General features: G+C 56.9%; 16 protein-coding genes. 12 read left to right on the top strand and 4 right to left on the bottom strand.

Going from position 1 to position 18625, the window contains the following annotated elements; translation table 11 throughout:
- From ACT3R7_RS14960 to speB, 3 genes are all read right to left on the bottom strand, one after another.
- Positions 1-1240 (bottom strand): 5-guanidino-2-oxopentanoate decarboxylase (locus ACT3R7_RS14960; RefSeq protein ID WP_496199268.1); only part of this gene is annotated, 1240 nt, incomplete at its 3' end.
- A gap of 10 nt (positions 1241-1250) precedes the next feature.
- A complete protein-coding gene (locus tag ACT3R7_RS14955) occupies positions 1251-2633 on the bottom strand; it encodes a YjiH family protein (protein WP_193091529.1) in 1383 nt (460 codons plus the stop codon).
- Positions 2634-2766: 133 nt separating this feature from the next.
- Entirely contained in the window at positions 2767-3717 is a 951-nt protein-coding gene (gene speB / locus ACT3R7_RS14950) for an agmatinase (RefSeq protein WP_193091528.1), read from the bottom strand.
- 244 nt (positions 3718-3961) lie between these two features.
- On the opposite strand from speB, the gene ACT3R7_RS14945 reads away from it, so the two are divergent.
- The 6 genes from ACT3R7_RS14945 to recQ all read left to right on the top strand — a co-directional run bounded on the left by ACT3R7_RS14945 (position 3962) and on the right by recQ (position 11623).
- Positions 3962-5380, top strand: coding sequence for a sigma-54 interaction domain-containing protein (locus ACT3R7_RS14945; RefSeq protein WP_193091527.1), 1419 nt, complete (start codon positions 3962-3964; stop codon positions 5378-5380).
- A 109-nt stretch (positions 5381-5489) separates the two neighbouring features.
- The gene (locus tag ACT3R7_RS14940; RefSeq protein WP_441675329.1) at positions 5490-6617 is read left to right on the top strand and encodes an ABC transporter ATP-binding protein; all 1128 of its coding nucleotides are present in this window, start codon (positions 5490-5492) and stop codon (positions 6615-6617) included.
- A 17-nt stretch (positions 6618-6634) separates the two neighbouring features.
- A complete protein-coding gene (locus tag ACT3R7_RS14935; RefSeq protein WP_193091526.1) occupies positions 6635-7915 on the top strand; it encodes an ABC transporter substrate-binding protein in 1281 nt (426 codons plus the stop codon).
- 61 nt (positions 7916-7976) lie between these two features.
- Positions 7977-8861, top strand: a complete 885-nt coding sequence (locus ACT3R7_RS14930) for a carbohydrate ABC transporter permease (RefSeq protein WP_193091525.1) — start codon at positions 7977-7979, stop codon at positions 8859-8861.
- Positions 8858-9742 (top strand): carbohydrate ABC transporter permease, encoded by an 885-nt coding sequence (locus ACT3R7_RS14925; protein WP_226940108.1) that lies wholly within the window; start codon positions 8858-8860, stop codon positions 9740-9742. Before ACT3R7_RS14930 ends, ACT3R7_RS14925 begins: the two co-directional genes overlap by 4 nt.
- Before the next feature lie 60 nt (positions 9743-9802).
- Positions 9803-11623: a DNA helicase RecQ gene (gene recQ, locus ACT3R7_RS14920; protein ID WP_441675331.1), complete on the top strand. Its 1821-nt coding sequence runs from the start codon at positions 9803-9805 to the stop codon at positions 11621-11623.
- 12 nt (positions 11624-11635) lie between these two features.
- Here the strand turns inward: recQ and mtnA are convergent, their stop codons facing one another.
- Complete coding sequence (mtnA, locus tag ACT3R7_RS14915) at positions 11636-12652, bottom strand: S-methyl-5-thioribose-1-phosphate isomerase (RefSeq protein ID WP_193091524.1); 1017 nt, start codon at positions 12650-12652, stop codon at positions 11636-11638.
- Positions 12653-12820: 168 nt separating this feature from the next.
- Between mtnA and mtnB the strand changes: the two genes are divergently transcribed.
- From mtnB to ACT3R7_RS14885, 6 genes are all read left to right on the top strand, one after another.
- Positions 12821-13408 (top strand): methylthioribulose 1-phosphate dehydratase, encoded by a 588-nt coding sequence (mtnB, locus tag ACT3R7_RS14910; RefSeq protein WP_193091523.1) that lies wholly within the window; start codon positions 12821-12823, stop codon positions 13406-13408.
- Positions 13405-14130, top strand: coding sequence for an acireductone synthase (gene mtnC / locus ACT3R7_RS14905; protein ID WP_193091522.1), 726 nt, complete (start codon positions 13405-13407; stop codon positions 14128-14130). The genes mtnB and mtnC overlap by 4 nt, the downstream gene beginning before the upstream one ends.
- 40 nt (positions 14131-14170) lie before the next feature.
- Positions 14171-14719: a 1,2-dihydroxy-3-keto-5-methylthiopentene dioxygenase gene (locus tag ACT3R7_RS14900; RefSeq protein WP_193091521.1), complete on the top strand. Its 549-nt coding sequence runs from the start codon at positions 14171-14173 to the stop codon at positions 14717-14719.
- 168 nt (positions 14720-14887) lie between these two features.
- Positions 14888-16381 carry a sugar ABC transporter ATP-binding protein gene (locus ACT3R7_RS14895; RefSeq protein WP_193091520.1) on the top strand — a complete coding sequence of 498 codons (1494 nt, stop codon included), beginning with the start codon at positions 14888-14890 and terminating at the stop codon, positions 16379-16381.
- Entirely contained in the window at positions 16317-17405 is a 1089-nt protein-coding gene (locus ACT3R7_RS14890) for an ABC transporter permease (RefSeq protein WP_319643920.1), read from the top strand. The genes ACT3R7_RS14895 and ACT3R7_RS14890 overlap by 65 nt, the downstream gene beginning before the upstream one ends.
- A gap of 42 nt (positions 17406-17447) precedes the next feature.
- Positions 17448-18545: a substrate-binding domain-containing protein gene (locus tag ACT3R7_RS14885; RefSeq protein WP_226940106.1), complete on the top strand. Its 1098-nt coding sequence runs from the start codon at positions 17448-17450 to the stop codon at positions 18543-18545.
- Positions 18546-18625 lie beyond the last annotated feature (80 nt).

Below are 18625 nucleotides of genomic sequence, written 5' to 3'. Positions count from 1 at the left end.
CTAAGGTGCCGTACCCCGTTGACGCGTTGAAATAGCGCCTCGGCTCTGGCTGGCTGACCAAATGGTTGCCTGCGTATACAGGCGCGGTGGAGTCACCTACCAAAATAGCGTCAGGCAGATGCTCGGCTAGCGTGTGATAAAGCGGCACAAAGTCGCTAAACGCCGGATCATTGACAAGGTCGAGCGCATTCAGTGCAGCGGCAGTTCGCTCAGCGCCGTTACACTTCAACGGTTCAGGGATATGGCTAAGCAGCAGCTCCAGACTGCGCCCGGCATCGCCCACCAAGCCAAGCGTCGTTCGCTGGTTACGCACCAGCTGTTCGGGGTCGAGATCGATCCGAATCAGCGCGCCGTTAAGATGAAAGCCATCATCAAACACTACGTCGTAGTCGGTTTCACCCAACTCAGTGCCCACCGCCAGAATCACATCCGCGTTTGCGGCAAGCTCACGCACCGCAGGCAACGCGGCGTTAGCGCCTAAATCCAACGGGTGATTACGGCCCAGCAGGCCTTTAGCGTTAATCGTGGTCACCGTGGGCGCATCCAACTGCTCAACCAGGGCGCGTGCGGCCTGCGGTGCTGAAACACAGCCGCCGCCCAGTAGCACCAAAGGCTGTTTCGCCGTTTGCAGTAAGCGAGCGGCCTCGCCAAGCCCCTCGGGGTCGGGCGCGGCGCGATAAAGCATTGGCGCCTGCCACGTGAGCGGCGCATTAACCGGGGCGTTAAATAAATCGATGGGGATTTCAATGTGCACCGGCCCCGGTCGCGCGCCGTTAAAGACGGCGAAGGCGCGGGCCAGCACGTCGGGCAAAGTCTTGGCATCTAATAACGTATGGCTAAAGCGTGCCACACCGCTGATCATTTGCTGCTGGCTGGGCAGCTCATGCAGCCGCCCTTGGCCAAGACCCAGCGTATCGCGGCGGTTAACGCTTGAGATCACCAGCATCGGAATTGAATCCGCCAGGGCCTGGCCCATGGCGGTGGCGATATTGGTCATACCTGGCCCGGTTATAATCAGGCAAACGCCGGGCTTGCCGCTTGCCCGGGCATAGCCGTCGGCCATAAAGCCTGCGCCCTGCTCGTGACGCGGAGTAACGTGCTGTACATCGCTACCTTCCAGGCCTCGATAAAGCTCGACGGTGTGCACGCCGGGAATACCAAACAGTGCACGTACGCCATAAGTGTCGCGCAGCAGGTGGATTAGCAGCTCGGCACAGGTCAGTGTCTTGCTAACGCTCATAAATAGTCCCTTAAAAGAAGAACGTATGGGCCATAAAGGCGATGATCGGCAGTGTGATTGCAGTGCGCAGTAAAAACACCACGACCAGCTCCCAGAATTTGATAGGAATCTTGGACTTGAGCAGCAGCGCGCCGATTTCAGACATGTACACCAGCTGCGTCATGGAGAGGCAGGCAATCACAAAGCGGGTCAGCTCGCTTTCAATATTGGTGGCCAGCACGGCGGGCAGGAACATATCGGCAAAGCCTACTAAGGTCGCCGGGACAGCGGCCTGTGCTTCAGGAATGCGCAGCAGTTCAAGCACCGGCACCATCGGATAGGAGAGCCAGGTAAACAGCGGGGTAAACTCAGCCAGAATCAGCGCCACGGTGCCGATAGCAAACACCAAGGGAAGCAACGTCAGGAAAATATCGATCACGTTGATCAGCGCTAATTTCGCAAGCGCTTGAGGTCCAGGAGCGCCAGCGGCACGGCGGGTAGCTTGCAGAAGGCTATAGCGGAAAAGGCCGACGTTTTCGGTACGCTCTTCGCTTATCTGACAGCCTACCGGCTCGTAGTAGTCATTGGATTTAAGCGATAGTGGAGGAATACGCGCCACCACCACCGCCGCGATTAACCCAGAAACCACCACGGTAAAGTAAAAGGGTACGAAGAGGTGGTTAATGCCGACAAAGTTAGTGACCAGCAGGCTAAAGGCGATAGAGGCAACGGAAAAGTTGGTCGCAATCACCGATGCTTCGCGGCCATTGTAGTAGCCCTGCTCATACTGCTGGGCGGTGATTAAAACGCCCACGGTTCCAGAGCCCATCCAGGACGCTGTTGCATCAATGGCACTGCGCCCCGGCAGGTTAAAAATCACCCGAAACGGTTTACGCACGATGCTGCCAATAAACTCCATAAAACCAAACTCGACCAGAAACGGCAGCAGAATGGCGGCGAAGAAAAAGAAGGTTAGTAGCACTGGCGCCAGGTCATTGAGCATGACACCGCCCGTAAACGAGGCGGTGACAAATTCCGGGCCGACCTGGAAATAGGTCATCACCACAAAGACGGCCCCTAATAGACGCATGGCGACCCAGATAGCGCCCACATCGAACATATCCTTAAAGTGGCCATTTTGAGCCCACGCTGGTTTTGCTGCTTTAACATATAGCGTCACTGCGACCGACAGGAGTAGTACCGCCATGGCAATGGCAGGTAATGCCTCACCCAGCAATGACTGCAGACCATCGGCCAACACTCCCATGCCGATATTGACGGAATCGCCTATCTGAAAAGGAATGAGAAACAGCAAAACGCCGATGACCGAGGGGATCAGGAACTTCAGCAAATGGTTACGAGGTATTGGCGCCGACGACGCGGGGCCATCTGATTTCACTTGGGAATACGACATACGGTTCACCTGTTGGATGTGATTATTGGAGGTGGGCTGGCGGCGTCCTGAAGGGAGGCGAGGCCTCCCTTGCTGTCTCTTGTCATAGCGCATTTATTAGATAGCGCTTTTAAATCACTAGCTAAGCGGTAGTTCAATCGCCCTGCTTGACGCCCGGCAACACGCAGAGCATTTCATACAGCAGCGTGGCGCCCATTAGCGCGGTGTTACCGCTAGCGTCATACGGTGGGGAAACCTCCACCAAATCGCCGCCGACGATGTTCAAACCTGCGGCACCACGAACAATTTCAAGCCCTTGGGCCGAGGTCAGCCCGCCCATTTCCACCGTGCCGGTTCCGGGGGCAACCGAGGGGTCCAGACCATCGATATCGAAGCTGATATACACTGGTGTATCCCCCATCTGTTCACGCACCTCTTCCATTAGTGGCGCCAACGAGCGGTACCAGCACTCCTCTGCCTGCACCACACGAAAGCCCTGGTCACGGCACCAGTCAAAATCTTCGGCGGAGTAGCCCGTGCCCCGCAGACCAATCTGGACAACCTTGTTAGCCGCTAACAATCCCTCTTCCTGAGCGCGGCGGAAGGTAGTGCCGTGGGCAATCGGCTCATTAAACATGTGTTCATTCACATCCGCGTGGGCATCGATATGAATCAGCCCGACCGGCCCATGCTTCTTGGCCATGGCGCGCAGAATCGGCAGCGTCATGGTGTGATCACCGCCCAGGGTCAGCGGAGTACAGTTGTGGCTAAGTACGTCATCAAAAAACGCAGTGATGATGTCGATGCTTTTGGGAAGATGAAAGGTGTTGATCGGCACATCGCCAATATCCGCCACCTGCAGGCTTTCAAAAGGTGCTGCACGAGTCGCCATGTTATAGGGGCGAAGCATGCGAGACTCATCACGAATCTGGCGGGGTCCAAGACGTGTCCCGGGGCGGTTAGAGGTGCCAATATCCATTGGAATGCCAATAAACGCCGCATCCAGGCCAGCCGCACTCTCTTGCGTGGGTAGGCGCATCATCGTGGCAGGCCCGCCGAAACGCGGCACGCTGTTACCGCCCAATGGCTGATTGAATTCAGACATGCTTATCTCCTTGGCTTTATGAATATTGGCGCGTTACCAAACGCCTTGTTTGAAAAACCTGCTTATTTATAAAGCTTGGCTGTAAAACTGATTGGTAAAGACACTGCATATGGCATGCCAAGTCGATAAAGCCAGTAAACAGGCGGCTGCTTACATCTCTTAATGCAAAAGTGAATCCAAAGAGCGTAAAATTAATTCAATAATGAATCGACAATACAAAAATGAATCAGCAAAGGGCCTTCTGATGAGCGACATCGACAGGCATGTACTGCAAACTATTGTGGAAACCGCTAACGATCACTTCTTTATCGTCAGCGGCAATGGGCAAATAGTGGATATCAGCCCAGGGGCAGAAGCTGTTTATGGGGTATCACGGGAAGAGCTGCTTTCCAGTAGCGTTCAGCAGCTACAAACCGCTGGCGTGCTCAAACCGTCTATCAGCATGGAAGTAATGCGGACACGCAGACCTGCGCAACTTATGCAGGTAACGGGAACAGGACGCCGCGTTATCGCTGAAGCCTACCCCGTTTTCGTCAAAGGCAAGCTAGAGCGCATTATCAGCCGCTCACGGGATCTAACGGATCTACAGCTGTTACAAGATGAGTATGCGCTGCTTCAAAAACGCTTTAGCGAACACTTAAAGCGCAGCCAGATAGCACCGGATGCGGATGAACAGGCCTTGGATGACGCGCTGGATAATCTACAGGTGCGCAGTAACGTAATGCGCGAAATCGCTTTACTGCTTAAGCGCGTTGCTCCGTCAGATGCCAATGTGTTGATGCTCGGTGAATCCGGCGTAGGGAAATCGGCCTTTGCCAAACAGCTACACCGTTGGAGCCAGCGCTGCGATGGGCCTTTTATCGACGTTAACTGTGCCGCTATCCCTGAGAACCTTTTTGAATCCGAGATGTTCGGCTACCAGCCTGGCGCATTCAGCGGTGCAGCGCGGCAGGGTAAAGCCGGCTTGTTGGAGCAGGCCGAAGGCGGCACGCTGTTTCTCGATGAAATTGGTGAGCTACCTCTATTGATGCAGACCAAGCTGCTCAAAGTAATTCAGGATGGCAGCTTGACGCGATTAGGCGATACACGACCACGTCGCGTGGACTTCCGCTTGGTGGTTGCCACGAATCAGGATTTGGCTAAGCAAGTAGAAGCTGGCCTATTCCGTCTGGACCTCTACTACCGCCTTAACGTGATTCCGGTGACATTGCCGCCGCTTCGCGACCGCCGTGAAGATATCCCCGACCTTGTCGAAGCCTGTTTGAAACGACTTAATCAACGCTATGGTCGCCATAAAATCCTCGATACCCGCGCTTGGTCAACCCTGATGGGTAGCGAATGGCCGGGCAACGTGCGTGAACTCGAAAACTGGCTGGAAAGAGCTTGGCTTTCAAGCCCCACCGATCAAATCGAGACACCCCATGTTTATCCTCCCACCGAGCAGCCTCTGGCAAACGTAACGAATACCTCTGTCTCTTCGTTAACGTCGCCCATTGAATCTCACGAAACACTCAAAGAGTATTTAACACGGCTGGAACGGGAAACGCTGCTGCAGCTTAGCGCTACGTTACCCAGCACCTACGCCATCGCGGATCGCCTAGGAATCAGCCAATCCAGCGTGGTACGACGAATGCAGCGGTATGCCATTAAAATCAGCAAGTGATTTTGCCTGACACAGTCCCGCCATATAAACGTCACACAACAGCAACATTTTCACCGCAAGCTGGCCAACAATAGATAACCGCTGGTGGTATAGATATGAGCCTGTGTGTATGAGCCAATCGCGTATCCGCCTGGAGCGCGTTACTAAACGCTGGGGTGCGACGGCCGCTGTCGATGAGATTTCTTTTGAGGTGACGCCCGGGCAGTTTGTCATTCTGCTCGGGCCGTCAGGCTGTGGAAAATCTACCACGCTGCGCATGATTGCGGGCCTGGAGGAAGCAAGCGACGGGCAGATCCATATCGGTGAGCGCGACGTTACGCGCCTGCCGCCGGGTGATCGCGGTTTAAGCATGGTATTTCAGTCTTATGCCCTGTTCCCACATTTAAACGTTGCCGACAACATCGTGTTTGGCCTACGCAGTCGCAAGGTGCCCAAAGCTGAACAGCGCGATCGGCTGGCCAAGGTGGCCGAGCTTGTCGACCTTACCGATTATCTGAACCGTAAACCGGCTCAGCTTTCCGGTGGCCAGCGTCAGCGGGTGGCGCTTGCCCGCTCGATTATTTCTGAACACCCGATCTGTTTGATGGATGAGCCGCTCTCCAATCTGGATGCGCGGCTGCGCAGCGATATGCGCCGGGAAATCAAGGCGCTACAAAGCCGCCTGAATATGACGGTGATTTACGTGACCCACGATCAGGTCGAGGCCATGAGCATGGGGGACCGCGTGATTCTTATGCAGCACGGCCGCATCGTTCAGGATGGGTCGCCTGACGAGCTTTATAACCAGCCTGCCAGCGCCTTTGCCGCTAGCTTTATAGGGAGTCCTGCCATGAACTTGTTACCACTTGTCCAAGGCGATCAGGGTGCTGTTATCGACGGCGAACCGACCACCACGGTCGCGCCGCTGGAAGCCGCTGGTGGGCAGTTAGGCATTCGCCCTGAAGATATTGAGCTGCGCCCAGCATCAGAGCCCGGTGTTCCGGCCACCGTACTTAGCGAGGAGTATCTGGGCGCCGATACCATCGCCCACGTCACCGTAGGTACCCATACCCTAAGGGTTCGGCTAAGTGGCAAGCATGCGCTAACCGGCCAAGCGTGCCGCCTGCACTGGCTGGCGGAAAGTACCCATCTGTTTGGTAGCGATGGGCTGCGGCGTCATGACCTGTCGCCGGTTCAACTGTTGTCTGCACATCGCTCAATTCCCCGTCCACCTTTCGTGGGCTCTTTCCAACATTGATGTTCGTGGAGTCTTTTATGCGTTTGCGTACCCCTTTTGCGACCACAGCCCTGGTGGCCGGACTACTAAGCGCCGCCCAGGCAAGCGCTGATCCCGTTGACCTGACCATGTACTACCCCGTATCGGTCGGCGGTGCCCTAACGGACGTGATCGATAATCTCGTCGATGAGTTTGAGAGCGAACACCCCGATATCTCGGTAGAAGCCATCTACGCGGGCAACTACGACGACACCCGCGTGCGCACGATGTCGGCAATTGAGTCAGGCGATACGCCGCAGCTATCGGTGATGTTCTCCATCGGCCTTTACGAACTGATCGAGCAGGACGCCATTGTGGCGTTCGATGATCTGGTAAAAACCGATGAAGAGCGCGAATGGCTCGACAGCTTCTACCCAGGCCTGATGGAAAACGGCCAGTTGGATGGCAACACCTACGGCATTCCTTTCCAGCGCTCCACCATTGTGCTTTTCTGGAACAAGGATGCCTTTGAAGCGGCCGGTTTAGACCCTGAAACCCCGCCGGAAAACTGGCAGGAAATGGCCGAGATGGCGGCGACGGTTCGCGAAGCCTCCAACGGTGAGCAGTGGGGCGTGATGGTGCCGTCTACCGGCTACCCCTACTGGATGTTCCAGGCATTCGCGTTTCAGAACGGCCACCGATTGATGAGTGAAGACGGCACCGAGGTCTATTTTGATGACCCCGCCGCCGTTGAAGCCCTTGAGTACTGGGTATCGCTAACCACCGAACATGACGCCATGCCGGATGGCACCATTGAGTGGGGCACGCTGCGCCAGAACTTCCTTGAACAATCTACCGCTATGATGTGGCACACCACCGGCAACCTGACCGCCGTGCGCAATGAGGCCGGTTTTGATTTCGGCGTTGCCATGCTGCCCATGAACACCCAGCGCGGCAGCCCCACCGGCGGCGGCAACTTCTATGTCTTTAAAGATGCCTCAGAGGAAGAGCAGCGCGCTGCGATGACGTTTATCCGCTGGATGACCGCACCCGAGCGCGCCGCCGACTGGTCGATTGAAACGGGCTACATGGGCGTTAGCCCAGCCGCTTACGAGACCGATGCGCTGCGCGAATACGTGGAGAGCTTCCCGCCCGCCGCCGTTGCCCGCGACCAGCTGGAATACGGTACTGCCGAGCTTTCCACCTACCAGGGCGGCCGCATTCGTCGCACGCTGGATAACGCCGTTCAGGCAGCGTTAACCGGCCAGCTGGAACCGGAAGCTGCGCTTAACCAGGCCCAGCGGGAAGCGGAAGCCATACTGCGTCGTTACGCACGTTAAGTCTTTTCTTACCTATTCGCCGGGGTTCGCCCCGGCGTTTTTTCACTTGCGGTAGTTACCTATGGCATTAACCGCCCACCACAAAATGCAGATGTATGGCGCGCTGCTGTTATTGCCCGCCGCCGTGCTGTTAGCCGCTTTTGCGTATTTACCCACTATTACTACCGTGATTAATAGTTTGTTTCTGCCCGGCTTTCGCGGTGCACCGCCGGAATTCGTCGGGCTTGAGAATTACCGTTTCCTGTTCGATGACGCCAAGTTCTGGAAGGTAGCGCGCAATAACCTGATTTACGCGTTAGGCACAATCCCCGCCTCTATCGCGTTGGCGTTGGGTATGGCGCTGTTTGTTAACGGCAAACTGCCGGGGCGTGGCCTTGTGCGTATGGCCTACTTCACACCGACTATTTTGCCCATGATTGCCGCGGCCAATATCTGGATGTTTTTCTACGCCCCGCAAATTGGCCTGTTTAACAAGCTGCTTGGAGCGCTGGGGTTCTCCGGGGTGAATTGGCTGGGCGACCCAAGCGTTGCGCTGGGCTCGGTGATCGTGATGTCGGTCTGGAAAGAAGCCGGCTTTTTTATGATTTTTTATCTCGCGGCGCTGCAAGGCATTCCCCCTGAGCTTAAAGAAGCCTCAGACCTTGAAGGCACCAGCCGCTGGAGCTACTTCTGGCGGGTGACGTTTCCACTATTGATGCCGACCACGCTGTTTGTGCTGATCAACGCGTTAATCAATGCGGTACGCGTCGTTGATCATCTGTTTATCCTGACCAAGGGCGGCCCCAATAACGCGACCAACCTGTTGCTGTATTACGTCTACGAAAATGCCTTCTCGTTTTTTGATCGCACCACAGCGGCCACCATTACGGTGGTGATTCTACTGGTACTTGCAGTGGTCGCCACGCTGAAGTTCACGATTCTGGATCGCAGGACGCACTACCAATGAGTTCACCCACCGCTATCTCAAGTACTCAAGACTCAAACACCCGGAACCCAACGGCGGGTGCGCCTCGATCTCGTCGACTGTCACTTCCATCGCTTGAAACTGTGGCGGCGTGGCTATTGGCGGTGATTTGGATTTTCCCGCTGCTGTACGCTTTTTGGGCGGCCTTCCATCCCAGCGAATTTATGGTGCGCTTTGATCTGTTCGCCCCGCTGACGCTGGATAATTTCGTTAACGCCTGGTCACAGGCGCCCTTTGGCCGCTATTACCTCAACACCTTTGCGTTGGTGACAGGCGTAGTACTCGCTCAGTTTGTGGTGTGTACGCTGGCGGCCTTTGCCTTTGCGCGGTTTCCCATTCCGGGTAAAAACCTGCTGTTCATGCTGGTACTGATTCAGCTGTTTGTATTTCCCGAAGTGCTGATCGTGGAGAACTACCGCATCGCCAGCGAGCTGGGGTTAATTAACACTATCACCGGTATTGGGCTGCCTTATGTGGCCAGCGCCTTCGGTATTTTCCTGTTGCGCCAGACGTTCAAGACCATCCCCCGCGAGCTTGAAGATGCCGCTCGCATTGAGGGCTGCAGCTGGCTGGAAATTCTCTGGAAGGTCTACGTGCCGTTGGCCAAGCCTACCTACCTGGCTTATGGGCTGGTTTCCATCAGCCACCATTGGAACAATTTTTTATGGCCGCTGGTGGTCACCAACTCGGTGGAAAGCCGTCCGTTAACCGTGGGCCTGGGCGTATTTTCTGCCCCTGAAACCGGGGTTAACTGGGCCACGGTCAGTGCGGCCACGCTGTTAAGCATCGCGCCGCTGTTGATCGCATTTCTGCTCTTTCAGCGCCAGTTTGTGCAGTCGTTTCTGCGTGCAGGAATTCGCTAGGCAAACGCGTAAGAGGCTTTTTCGTGCGACAATCCCCGCTCGGTAAAAAGGAGAGCGAGGATGCACGGCGAACCCAACCCGGCGGCCCTCAAGGTGCTGCAGGAAGTCTTTGGCTACGACAGCTTTCGCGGCCCGCAGCAGGCGATTATTGATCATGTGGTGGCCGGTGGCGATGCGCTGGTATTAATGCCCACCGGCGGAGGCAAATCACTGTGCTATCAGATTCCTGCGCTGTTACGCGACGGCACCGCCATCGTGGTTTCTCCGCTGATCGCGTTAATGCAGGATCAGGTGGCAGCGCTTGTTCAAAACGGTGTGCGCGCGGCGTATCTGAACTCAAGCCTCGACTACCATGAGGCGGTCGCGGTGGAGAACCGCCTGCGGGAAGGCACGCTGGATCTTTTATACGTAGCCCCCGAGCGGCTTGCCACGCCGCGTATGCAGGCGCTTCTAGAGCAGGCCCGGATTGCCCTGTTTGCGATTGATGAGGCCCACTGCGTCTCCCAATGGGGCCATGACTTTCGCCCCGAGTATCGCCAGCTCTCCCAGCTTCATCAGCGCTTTCCCCAGGTACCGCGCATTGCGCTGACGGCTACCGCCGATGTACCCACGCGAGGCGATATCGTTGAGCATCTGCAATTGGGTGCGGCGGCGCTTTATAACAGTGGCTTTGACCGCCCCAACATCCGCTACCATATCGCTGAAAATCAGGGCAACGCCCGTGATCAGTTGCTGCGCTTTATCCGCGACAACCACGCAGGCGAAGCCGGGATCGTTTACTGCCTATCTCGGCGCAAGGTGGACGACACCGCCGCCTGGCTTGAGCGCCAGGGGCTAACCGCATTGCCCTACCATGCGGGGCTTCCCCCGGAACAGCGCCAGCATCACCAGACCCGTTTTCTGCGTGAAGAGGGGGTAGTGGTGGTTGCCACCATCGCCTTTGGTATGGGCATCGATAAGCCGGACGTGCGCTTTGTCGCCCATCTCAATCTGCCCAAAAGTATTGAAGCCTACTATCAGGAAACCGGCCGCGCCGGGCGTGATGGTCTGCCTGCCGATGCATGGATGTCCTATGGCCTACAGGATGTCATCACGCTACGCCAGATGCAGCAGGACTCCAGCGCTGCCGACCAACAAAAGCGCATCGAGCACCAGAAGCTCGACGCCATGCTGGGGCTTTGCGAAATCATCAGCTGCCGCCGCCAGGCGCTTTTGCACTACTTCGGCGATCATCTGGAAGCACCCTGCGGCAACTGCGATAACTGCCTGACTCCGCCGGAAACCTGGGACGCCACGGTGGCGGCGCAAAAGGCGCTGTCGTGCGTTTACCGCACCGAGCAACGCTTCGGCGTCACGTACCTGATAGATGTATTGCTGGGCAAAAACAACGAGCGCATCACCCGCTTTGGTCACGACAAGATCAGCACCTTTGGCATCGGTAAGGATCTCTCGGCCAACGAATGGAAGGCGCTGTTTCGCCAATTGATTGCCAGCGGCTTTCTAAGCGTGGATATGGAGGGTCATGGTGGGATTCGCTTAACGGCAGACGCCAAGCCGGTGCTGCGCGGCGAGCAGTCACTGACCCTGCGCAAACCCAGCAAAACCAAGACCGCCCGGCGCGGCAGTAAGAGCAACTCGGCAGCACCCGGCCACGGCCCTTTGTGGGAAGCCCTACGCCAGCACCGCAAGGCGCTTGCCGAAGCCCAGGGCGTGCCTGCTTACGTTATCTTCCACGACGCCACGCTTGCTGAAATGGCCGAACAAAAGCCGCAGAACCTGCAGGCGCTTGGCGATATTTCCGGCGTTGGCGCACGCAAGCTTGAGGATTACGGCGAAGGCTTTCTTATGGTGATTCAAACCCACGCCGACGCCACGCTTTAAATCTAAAGGCCGCTACCGGCAGTGTTCGCCACGGGCAATAGCGGCTTGGTCAAACACGCCGGTATCCAGCACCCAACCGGTGACTAGCGACGCGGGCGTAACGTCAAACGAGGGATTCCACACCGGTGCATTTTCCGGCGCCCAAACGACATCCCCGAAAGCACCGGTGGCTCCGCGTATTTCCGCGGCGTCGCGCTGTTCGATCGGAATGTCATCGCCGGTAGCGCAAGCTTTATCTACCGTGGTGTAGGGCGCCACGACGTAGAACGGCACCTGATGGTAATTGGCGACCACCGCCAGCATGTAAGTACCCACTTTATTGGCAAAGTCGCCGTTGGCACAGATGCGGTCGGCACCCACCATCACTTTATCCACTTTGCCAGCGGCCATCAGGCTTGCGGCCATGCTGTCGGCAATCAACTGATACGGAATATTCAGGTCGGCCATTTCCCAAGCGGTTAACCGGCCGCCCTGAAGCAGCGGGCGGGTTTCGTTGACGTATACATGCAGCGTTACGCCGCGTTTCTTGGCCACCGCCAGCGCGCCAATCGCCGTGCCGACACCGGCTGTTGCCAGGGCACCGGTATTGCAGTGAGTAAGCACTCGCTCGCTGTCTTTCAGTAAGTCCGCACCGCGCTCGGCCATCCGCAAACACAGCTCGCGGTCCTCTTCAAACAGTGCGGCGGCGCGTTCAGAAAGCGCAGCCGGCCCTTGAGCAAAGCAGGCTTCCATAGCGTCCAGGCAGTACATCAAGTTAACTGCCGTGGGGCGCGTTGCCCGTAAGCGGTCACTTACCAACTGCCACTCGCTTTCCTGGCCGGGATGCTGCGCGGCATACTGTGCCAACACAAAGGCCGCGCTCAGACCAATTAACGGCGCACCGCGAATCGCCAAGCTTTTGACCGCTACCTGCCAATCCTCCGGGCTTGCACAGCGCACCCATGTTTCGGCCTGCGGCAAGCGGGTTTGATCCAGGTACTCAAGCGAGTCGGCATACACCCGTAAACTACGTGACTGAAGATGAGGCATCAGGGGCTCCTTGAGTACTGAGATAAAGAACGGATGGGAAAGCACTTAATTGGAAAGCACGTATGCAATGCACTTATGGAACGCACGAATACAGCGCGCGACTTATCAGCCGCGGAGCATATCATATAGAATGAAGGCCTTTGAAAGCGACGCGATGCTGATCCTACGATGACCTCACAAGACGAACTGCTAGCGGCTATTGCCTGGGCGGCCCAGCAAGGCTGGACGCCCGCCACGGGCGGCAACTTTTCTGCCCGCGCACCGCAAGGTTACCTGGTGACCGCTTCCGGCCGCGATAAAACCCGTATTCAGGCCGGCGATTTACTGCTTTGCGACCTTGAAGGCCGCGTGCTTGAAGGCAGCGGAAAACCCAGTGCGGAAAGCGATCTTCACGCGGCGCTCTATCGCTTGGACCCAACGATTGGCTGCGTGTTGCATACTCACACCGTGGCCAGCACCGTACTTTCGCGCCGTTTCCCGGATGGTATTGCGCTAAACGGCTTTGAAATGCAAAAGGCGTTACAGGGTAATAGCACGCATGACGCCACCATCTGCCTGCCGGTCGTGCCCAACTCACAGGACATGAGCGAGCTGGCCGACCACGTGCGGGCTGGCTGGCCGATGCCGTGGGGCTTTCTGGTGGTGGGCCACGGTATTTATGCCGTGGGCAGCAACGTTGCCGAATGTCGTCGTCACCTGGAAGCCATTGAGTTTTTACTTGCCTGTGTCCTTGAAGAGAGCCGGTGGCCCAAATGATCAATCATTCAGATGTTAGTACCCCAGGTTTTGATAACACCAGCATTCGCGCCGTGGTCACCGATATCGAAGGCACCACCACCGATATCAGCTTTGTGCATAAAGTGCTGTTCCCCTACGCTCATGATCAGTTGCCCGAGTATGTGAACACCCACTCCGCCCAGCCGGACGTTGCTGAGCAGATAGACGCGGTGCGCGGTGAGCTAAAGGAACCGGACGCCTCGCTGGATAAGGTGGTCGAAACCCTGCTTCACTGGATAGAAACTGACCAGAAAGTCACGCCGCTAAAAGCGCTCCAGGGCATGATGTGGGCCGATGGCTACCAGCGCGGTGCCTTTAAAGGGCATCTGTATAGCGATGTCGCCCCACGCCTTCGCCAGTGGGCTGAGGCCGGTAAGCAGCTTTACGTCTACTCATCAGGCTCCGTGCAGGCGCAAAAGCTGCTGTTTGGCTACAGCACAGAGGGCGATTTGACCCCGCTGTTCAGTGGCTACTTCGATACCCATATCGGCCATAAGCGTGAAGCTGAGGCGTATCAGCATATCGTCAGCAAGCTACAGCTGCCCGCCGACGAAATCCTGTTCCTATCCGATGTGGTCGAAGAGCTTGATGCTGCCAAGCAGGCGGGCATGCAGACGCTGCAACTAGTGCGTGAAGGCACCCAGGCAGGAACACAGCACGCTTGCGTAACAAGCTTTGATGAGATCAATCTGACGAATTAGCCTTTAACAGTTCAAGTATTAGCTAGCGGAGAGCGCCTTAATGTCACAACTCAAAGTATTTGCCGATCAAGACCCAAACAACGCGCTGGTCGATATTACCGACGGCGAGCAGATAAAAACTGAGCTTAATCGTGTAGGCGTACTGTTCGAGCGCTGGGCAACGCCGGGCGAAATTGCCGACAACGCCACCCAGGACGATATTCTGGCGCTCTACCAGGACGACATCGAACGCTTGAAAACCCAAGGCGGCTACCAGACGGTGGATGTGCTGCACATGGTGCCCACACATCCTGAAAAGGACGCCATGCGCCAGAAGTTCCTCAACGAGCACCGCCATCACGAAGATGAAGTACGCTTTTTCGTGAAAGGCCAAGGGCTTTTCTGCCTGCATATCGACGACAAGGTGTATCAGGTGCTGTGCACCCGCAACGACCTGATCAGCGTGCCCGCCAACACGCCCCACTGGTTCGATATGGGGCCAAAACCTGAATTTACCGCGCTGCGTTTCTTTGACAACGTGGAAGGCTGGGTGCCCCACTGGACCGAGAGCGATATCGCCGGCAAATTTGACCGGATTGATCAGCTGTAAATATCGGCAGTAACAAAAAGGACGCGGGTTCAATTCCCGCGTCCTTTTTGCGCTGGCCTCAGTGCTTTTCATGCTTGCCACATGGCCTGCCACAGCGATTGACTTTCCACCCCCCTTTACCGATGATCTTGCGCCCTTCACAGCGTATGCCTACCAAGGAGAACCGTCTTGCAAGCGAGCGTGCTTGATATCCAGGGGATTCATAAATCCTTTGGGAACAATCAGGTCTTGCGTGGCATTGATATGCGTATCAATGCTGGCGAAGTCGTCGTACTGATGGGCGCCAACGGGGCTGGCAAGTCAACCCTGGTCAAGGTGCTCAGCGGCTACCACGCGGCCGACCACGGCCAGATGCAGCTTGCTGGCAAACCTTATAGCCCGCGCGATGCACGCGAGGCAATCCACCAGGGCGTGGTGACCGTACATCAATCCATCGATGACGGCGTCATCCCCGACCTGGATGTAGTCAACAACCTGATGCTGGATAGATTAGCCTCCGGCGCAAACGGCTTATGGATCAGCGCCAGAAAACTCCGCCAGCAGGCAAGCGAAGTGGCCGACGCCATGGGGCTGGATATCGACCTGAACGCCCGCGTTGCCGACCTTTCGGTGGCCGACCGGCAGATGATCAGCATCGCCCGTGCCATGGCCCATGCCCCCAGGCTTTTGATTCTGGATGAGCCGACCTCATCGCTCTCCGCCTCTGAGGCCGAGCGCCTGTTTACGGTAATCGACCGCTTGCGCGTCCAGGGCGTGGCGATTGTGTATATTTCGCACCGCATGTCCGATATCAGACGCCTGGCGGATCGCATCATCTGCCTGCGCGATGGCCAGATCTCCGGTGTATTCGATCAAGCGCCGCTGGATCTCACCGCCGCCGTGCACGCCATGCTGGGCCAGGCGATCAATAATGCCGATATCGAACCGGCAACCCCGGGCGCGCCTATCCTGACCTTGCAAAATGTCGAACTGGCTCAAGGGGCGGCACCGGTCAGTTTGAGCGTGGGTGACGGCGAAGTTGTCGCGTTTACCGGCCTGCTGGGCAGCGGAATGTCGGCGCTTGTCGAGACGCTGTTCGGGTTGCGTCCTTTAAGCAGCGGTACCATGCAGGTCGATGGTCAGCCCTATGCGCCCGTTAATGTACGTGAAGCGCTTGCCCGAGGTGTGTTCATGTCGGTAAAAGACAGGGCGACCAACGGCGTGATCGGGGATTTCAATATCGCCGATAATATGACGCTGCCGTTTTTAAAAACCTTTACCCGCGGAGCCTTCCTGAGCGCCCGTCAGCAGCGCGCCAGTACCAAGCAGATGATTGCCCAGCTGGGGATTGTCTGCCAATCCCACGCGGATTCGATTGGCACGCTTTCCGGGGGCAACCAGCAAAAGGTCATGATCGGGCGCTGGCTTCAATCGCCCAGTCGCGTGTTACTGCTGGATGAGCCCTTTCAAGGCGTGGATATCGGGGCCCGGCAGGATATAGGCCGCCATATCCGAGCGACCGCCAAAGGGCGCGCAACGCTGGTGTTTGTCTCTGAACTAGACGAGGCGATTGAAATCGCTGACCGAATTATTGTGTTACATGAAGGAGCCATTGCTGGTGAGCAATCCAACCGAGATATCGACCTCAACGCCCTCGTCGCCCAGGCCTCCGGCAAAGCCTAACGCCAGCGCCGCGAAAGCCCGCTGCCTGGAGTTGGCCATTCGCTACGGTTTCTTGCTGTTGCTGGTGGCGCTGGTGGTTTACTTCAGCCTGGCAGCCTCGGGCTTTGCGAACCCGCGTTCGGCGGTATTTGTGCTTCAATCTGTGGCGATTACCGGCATTCTGGCACTGGGCGTGACCACCACACTGGTGGTAGGCGGGTTTGATCTATCCATCGGTGCCGTGGCCACCACCTCGTTGATGCTGGCGGCGTACTGCATGGTGGTGCTTGAGCAGCCCGCCTATGTGGCCGTGGCGGTGTGTCTGTTGATGGGTGCGTTCATCGGGCTTATTAACGGTCTGCTGATCGTCAAGTTCCGCATCCCTGACCTGCTGGCCACCCTGGGCATGATGTTTTTGCTGATTGGCCTTCAGCGCATTCCTACCCAAGGCAACTCTATCGCCACCGGCATGTCGCTGGCCGATGGTTCCACTGCGGAAGGCACGTTCTCGGCGGCGTTTCTGTGGCTGGGCAGGCACCGCTTTGATCTGATTCTGGAGCGTTTGATTCCGGTGCCGGTGGTGGTGTTTGTACTGATTGCGGTCGCTATCTGGCTGTTTTTAGGCTTTACCCGTCACGGCAGGTTGATGTATGCGATTGGCTCCAATGAGCGTGCGACCGCTCTGGTGGGGGCGCCTGTGGAGCGCTACAAGATCGCGGCGTACATGATTTCTGGCGTTACCGCCTCGATTGGCGGTATTTTGCTGGCCGCCCGTTTAGGCCGGGGCGATATTGCCAGCGGCAATAACCTGCTGCTGGATAGCGTAGCCGCCGCGCTAATTGGCTTTGCCGTACTGGGTGCTGCACGCCCCAACGCATTTGGCACCGCCATGGGTGCGCTTTTTGTGGGGATTTTGCTGCAAGGCATGACGATGATGAATGCACCCTACTACACCCAGGATTTTGTTAAAGGCGCGGTATTGGTGGTGGCACTTATGTTCACCTTTTACCTCTCCTCACGGCGTGGCCAATCAGGCCGTCATTAATAACGCTTCAATACTAAAAATGTTAACAACGGGGATACCGCTATGCTTAAACACCTTGTACTTAAAAACCTTGTTCTTAAAAACTGTGCACTTAAACACCGTATGTTCAAACGCTTTGCGGTCAGTTTTACCGCCGCCATGGCGCTACTGGGAACCAGCCTGGCAACCGCTGAGGAGCGCCCGGCACCCTTTGATGCGCCGGAAGATGTCACCATCGCGCTTATCCGCTACATCTCCACGGGCGATTTCTTCCAGGCCTATCTGTCGGGTGCAGAGGCGCAAGCCGCTGCGCTGGGTGTGAACCTTCGCGTGCTGGATAGCCGCCAGGATGCAGCCCTGCAGGCAGATATGGTGGACCAGGCCATCGCGCTCGGCGTGGACGGCATCATCATTCAGCACGGGCTGCCGGAGTCCATGAAAGACGCTGCCCAGCGCGCTGTAGAGGCGGGTATTGATGTCGTCGCGTTCGACGTGGAAGTGGACAACCCCGCTATCCCGCAAGTCGAGCAGTCCGATTACCTGCTGGGCGAGATGGCGCTTGACCAGGCACTACAAGACAACGGCGACCGCTTTACCGCAGGTTATGTCTACGTGCCGGGTATCGCCCCGCTTGATCGGCGTAACGCCGCCTGGGAAGACTTTAAAGAAGCTCACCCCGGTGTGACCGAAGCCGCCGTATTCGGCACGCTGGACAACCCGATCGCCAACTCGGTTGCCAATCAGGCCCGCGCGGTAATTCAGGCCAACCCGATGATTAACGTCTTCTTCGCGCCCTACAACGAGTTTGCAGCAGGCGTGAAAATAGCGGTGGATGAAATGGGTCTGGGTGAGGATATCGCTATTTATTCAGCCGATATCTCCACCTCCGACATTGCCGCCATGCGTGAACCCGGCTCGCCCTGGGCCGCAACAGTTGCCACCAATCCAACGGTGGTAGGCGAAGTCTCGGTACGTACGCTGGCGCTACTCATGGCCGGTGAAGCGCCGGGCCAGCAGGTTATCGTGCCACCCACACTAATTACCCAAGACTTTTTGAACGATAACGCCATCACCAACATGGAAACGCTGGGCGAAAATATGCCGCAGTTCTCCCATGCCGAGGTGGCGCTTGCCGATTGGCTGCCCCTGCCTGAGCGTTAATCCTGGCGAGTCATACAACAGCCATTCAAAAGCCGCGGACCTAGTGTCCGCGGCTTTTTTATAGCACGCCTTTTATAGAA

Origin of the sequence: Halomonas sp. AOP43-A1-21 (assembly GCF_052376775.1) — a bacterium.
In the GTDB taxonomy this organism is placed as follows: Bacteria; Pseudomonadota; Gammaproteobacteria; order Pseudomonadales; family Halomonadaceae; genus Vreelandella; species Vreelandella colorata.
Note: the sequence above shows the minus strand (reverse complement) of the source record. Positions and strands in the feature narration are given on the sequence as shown.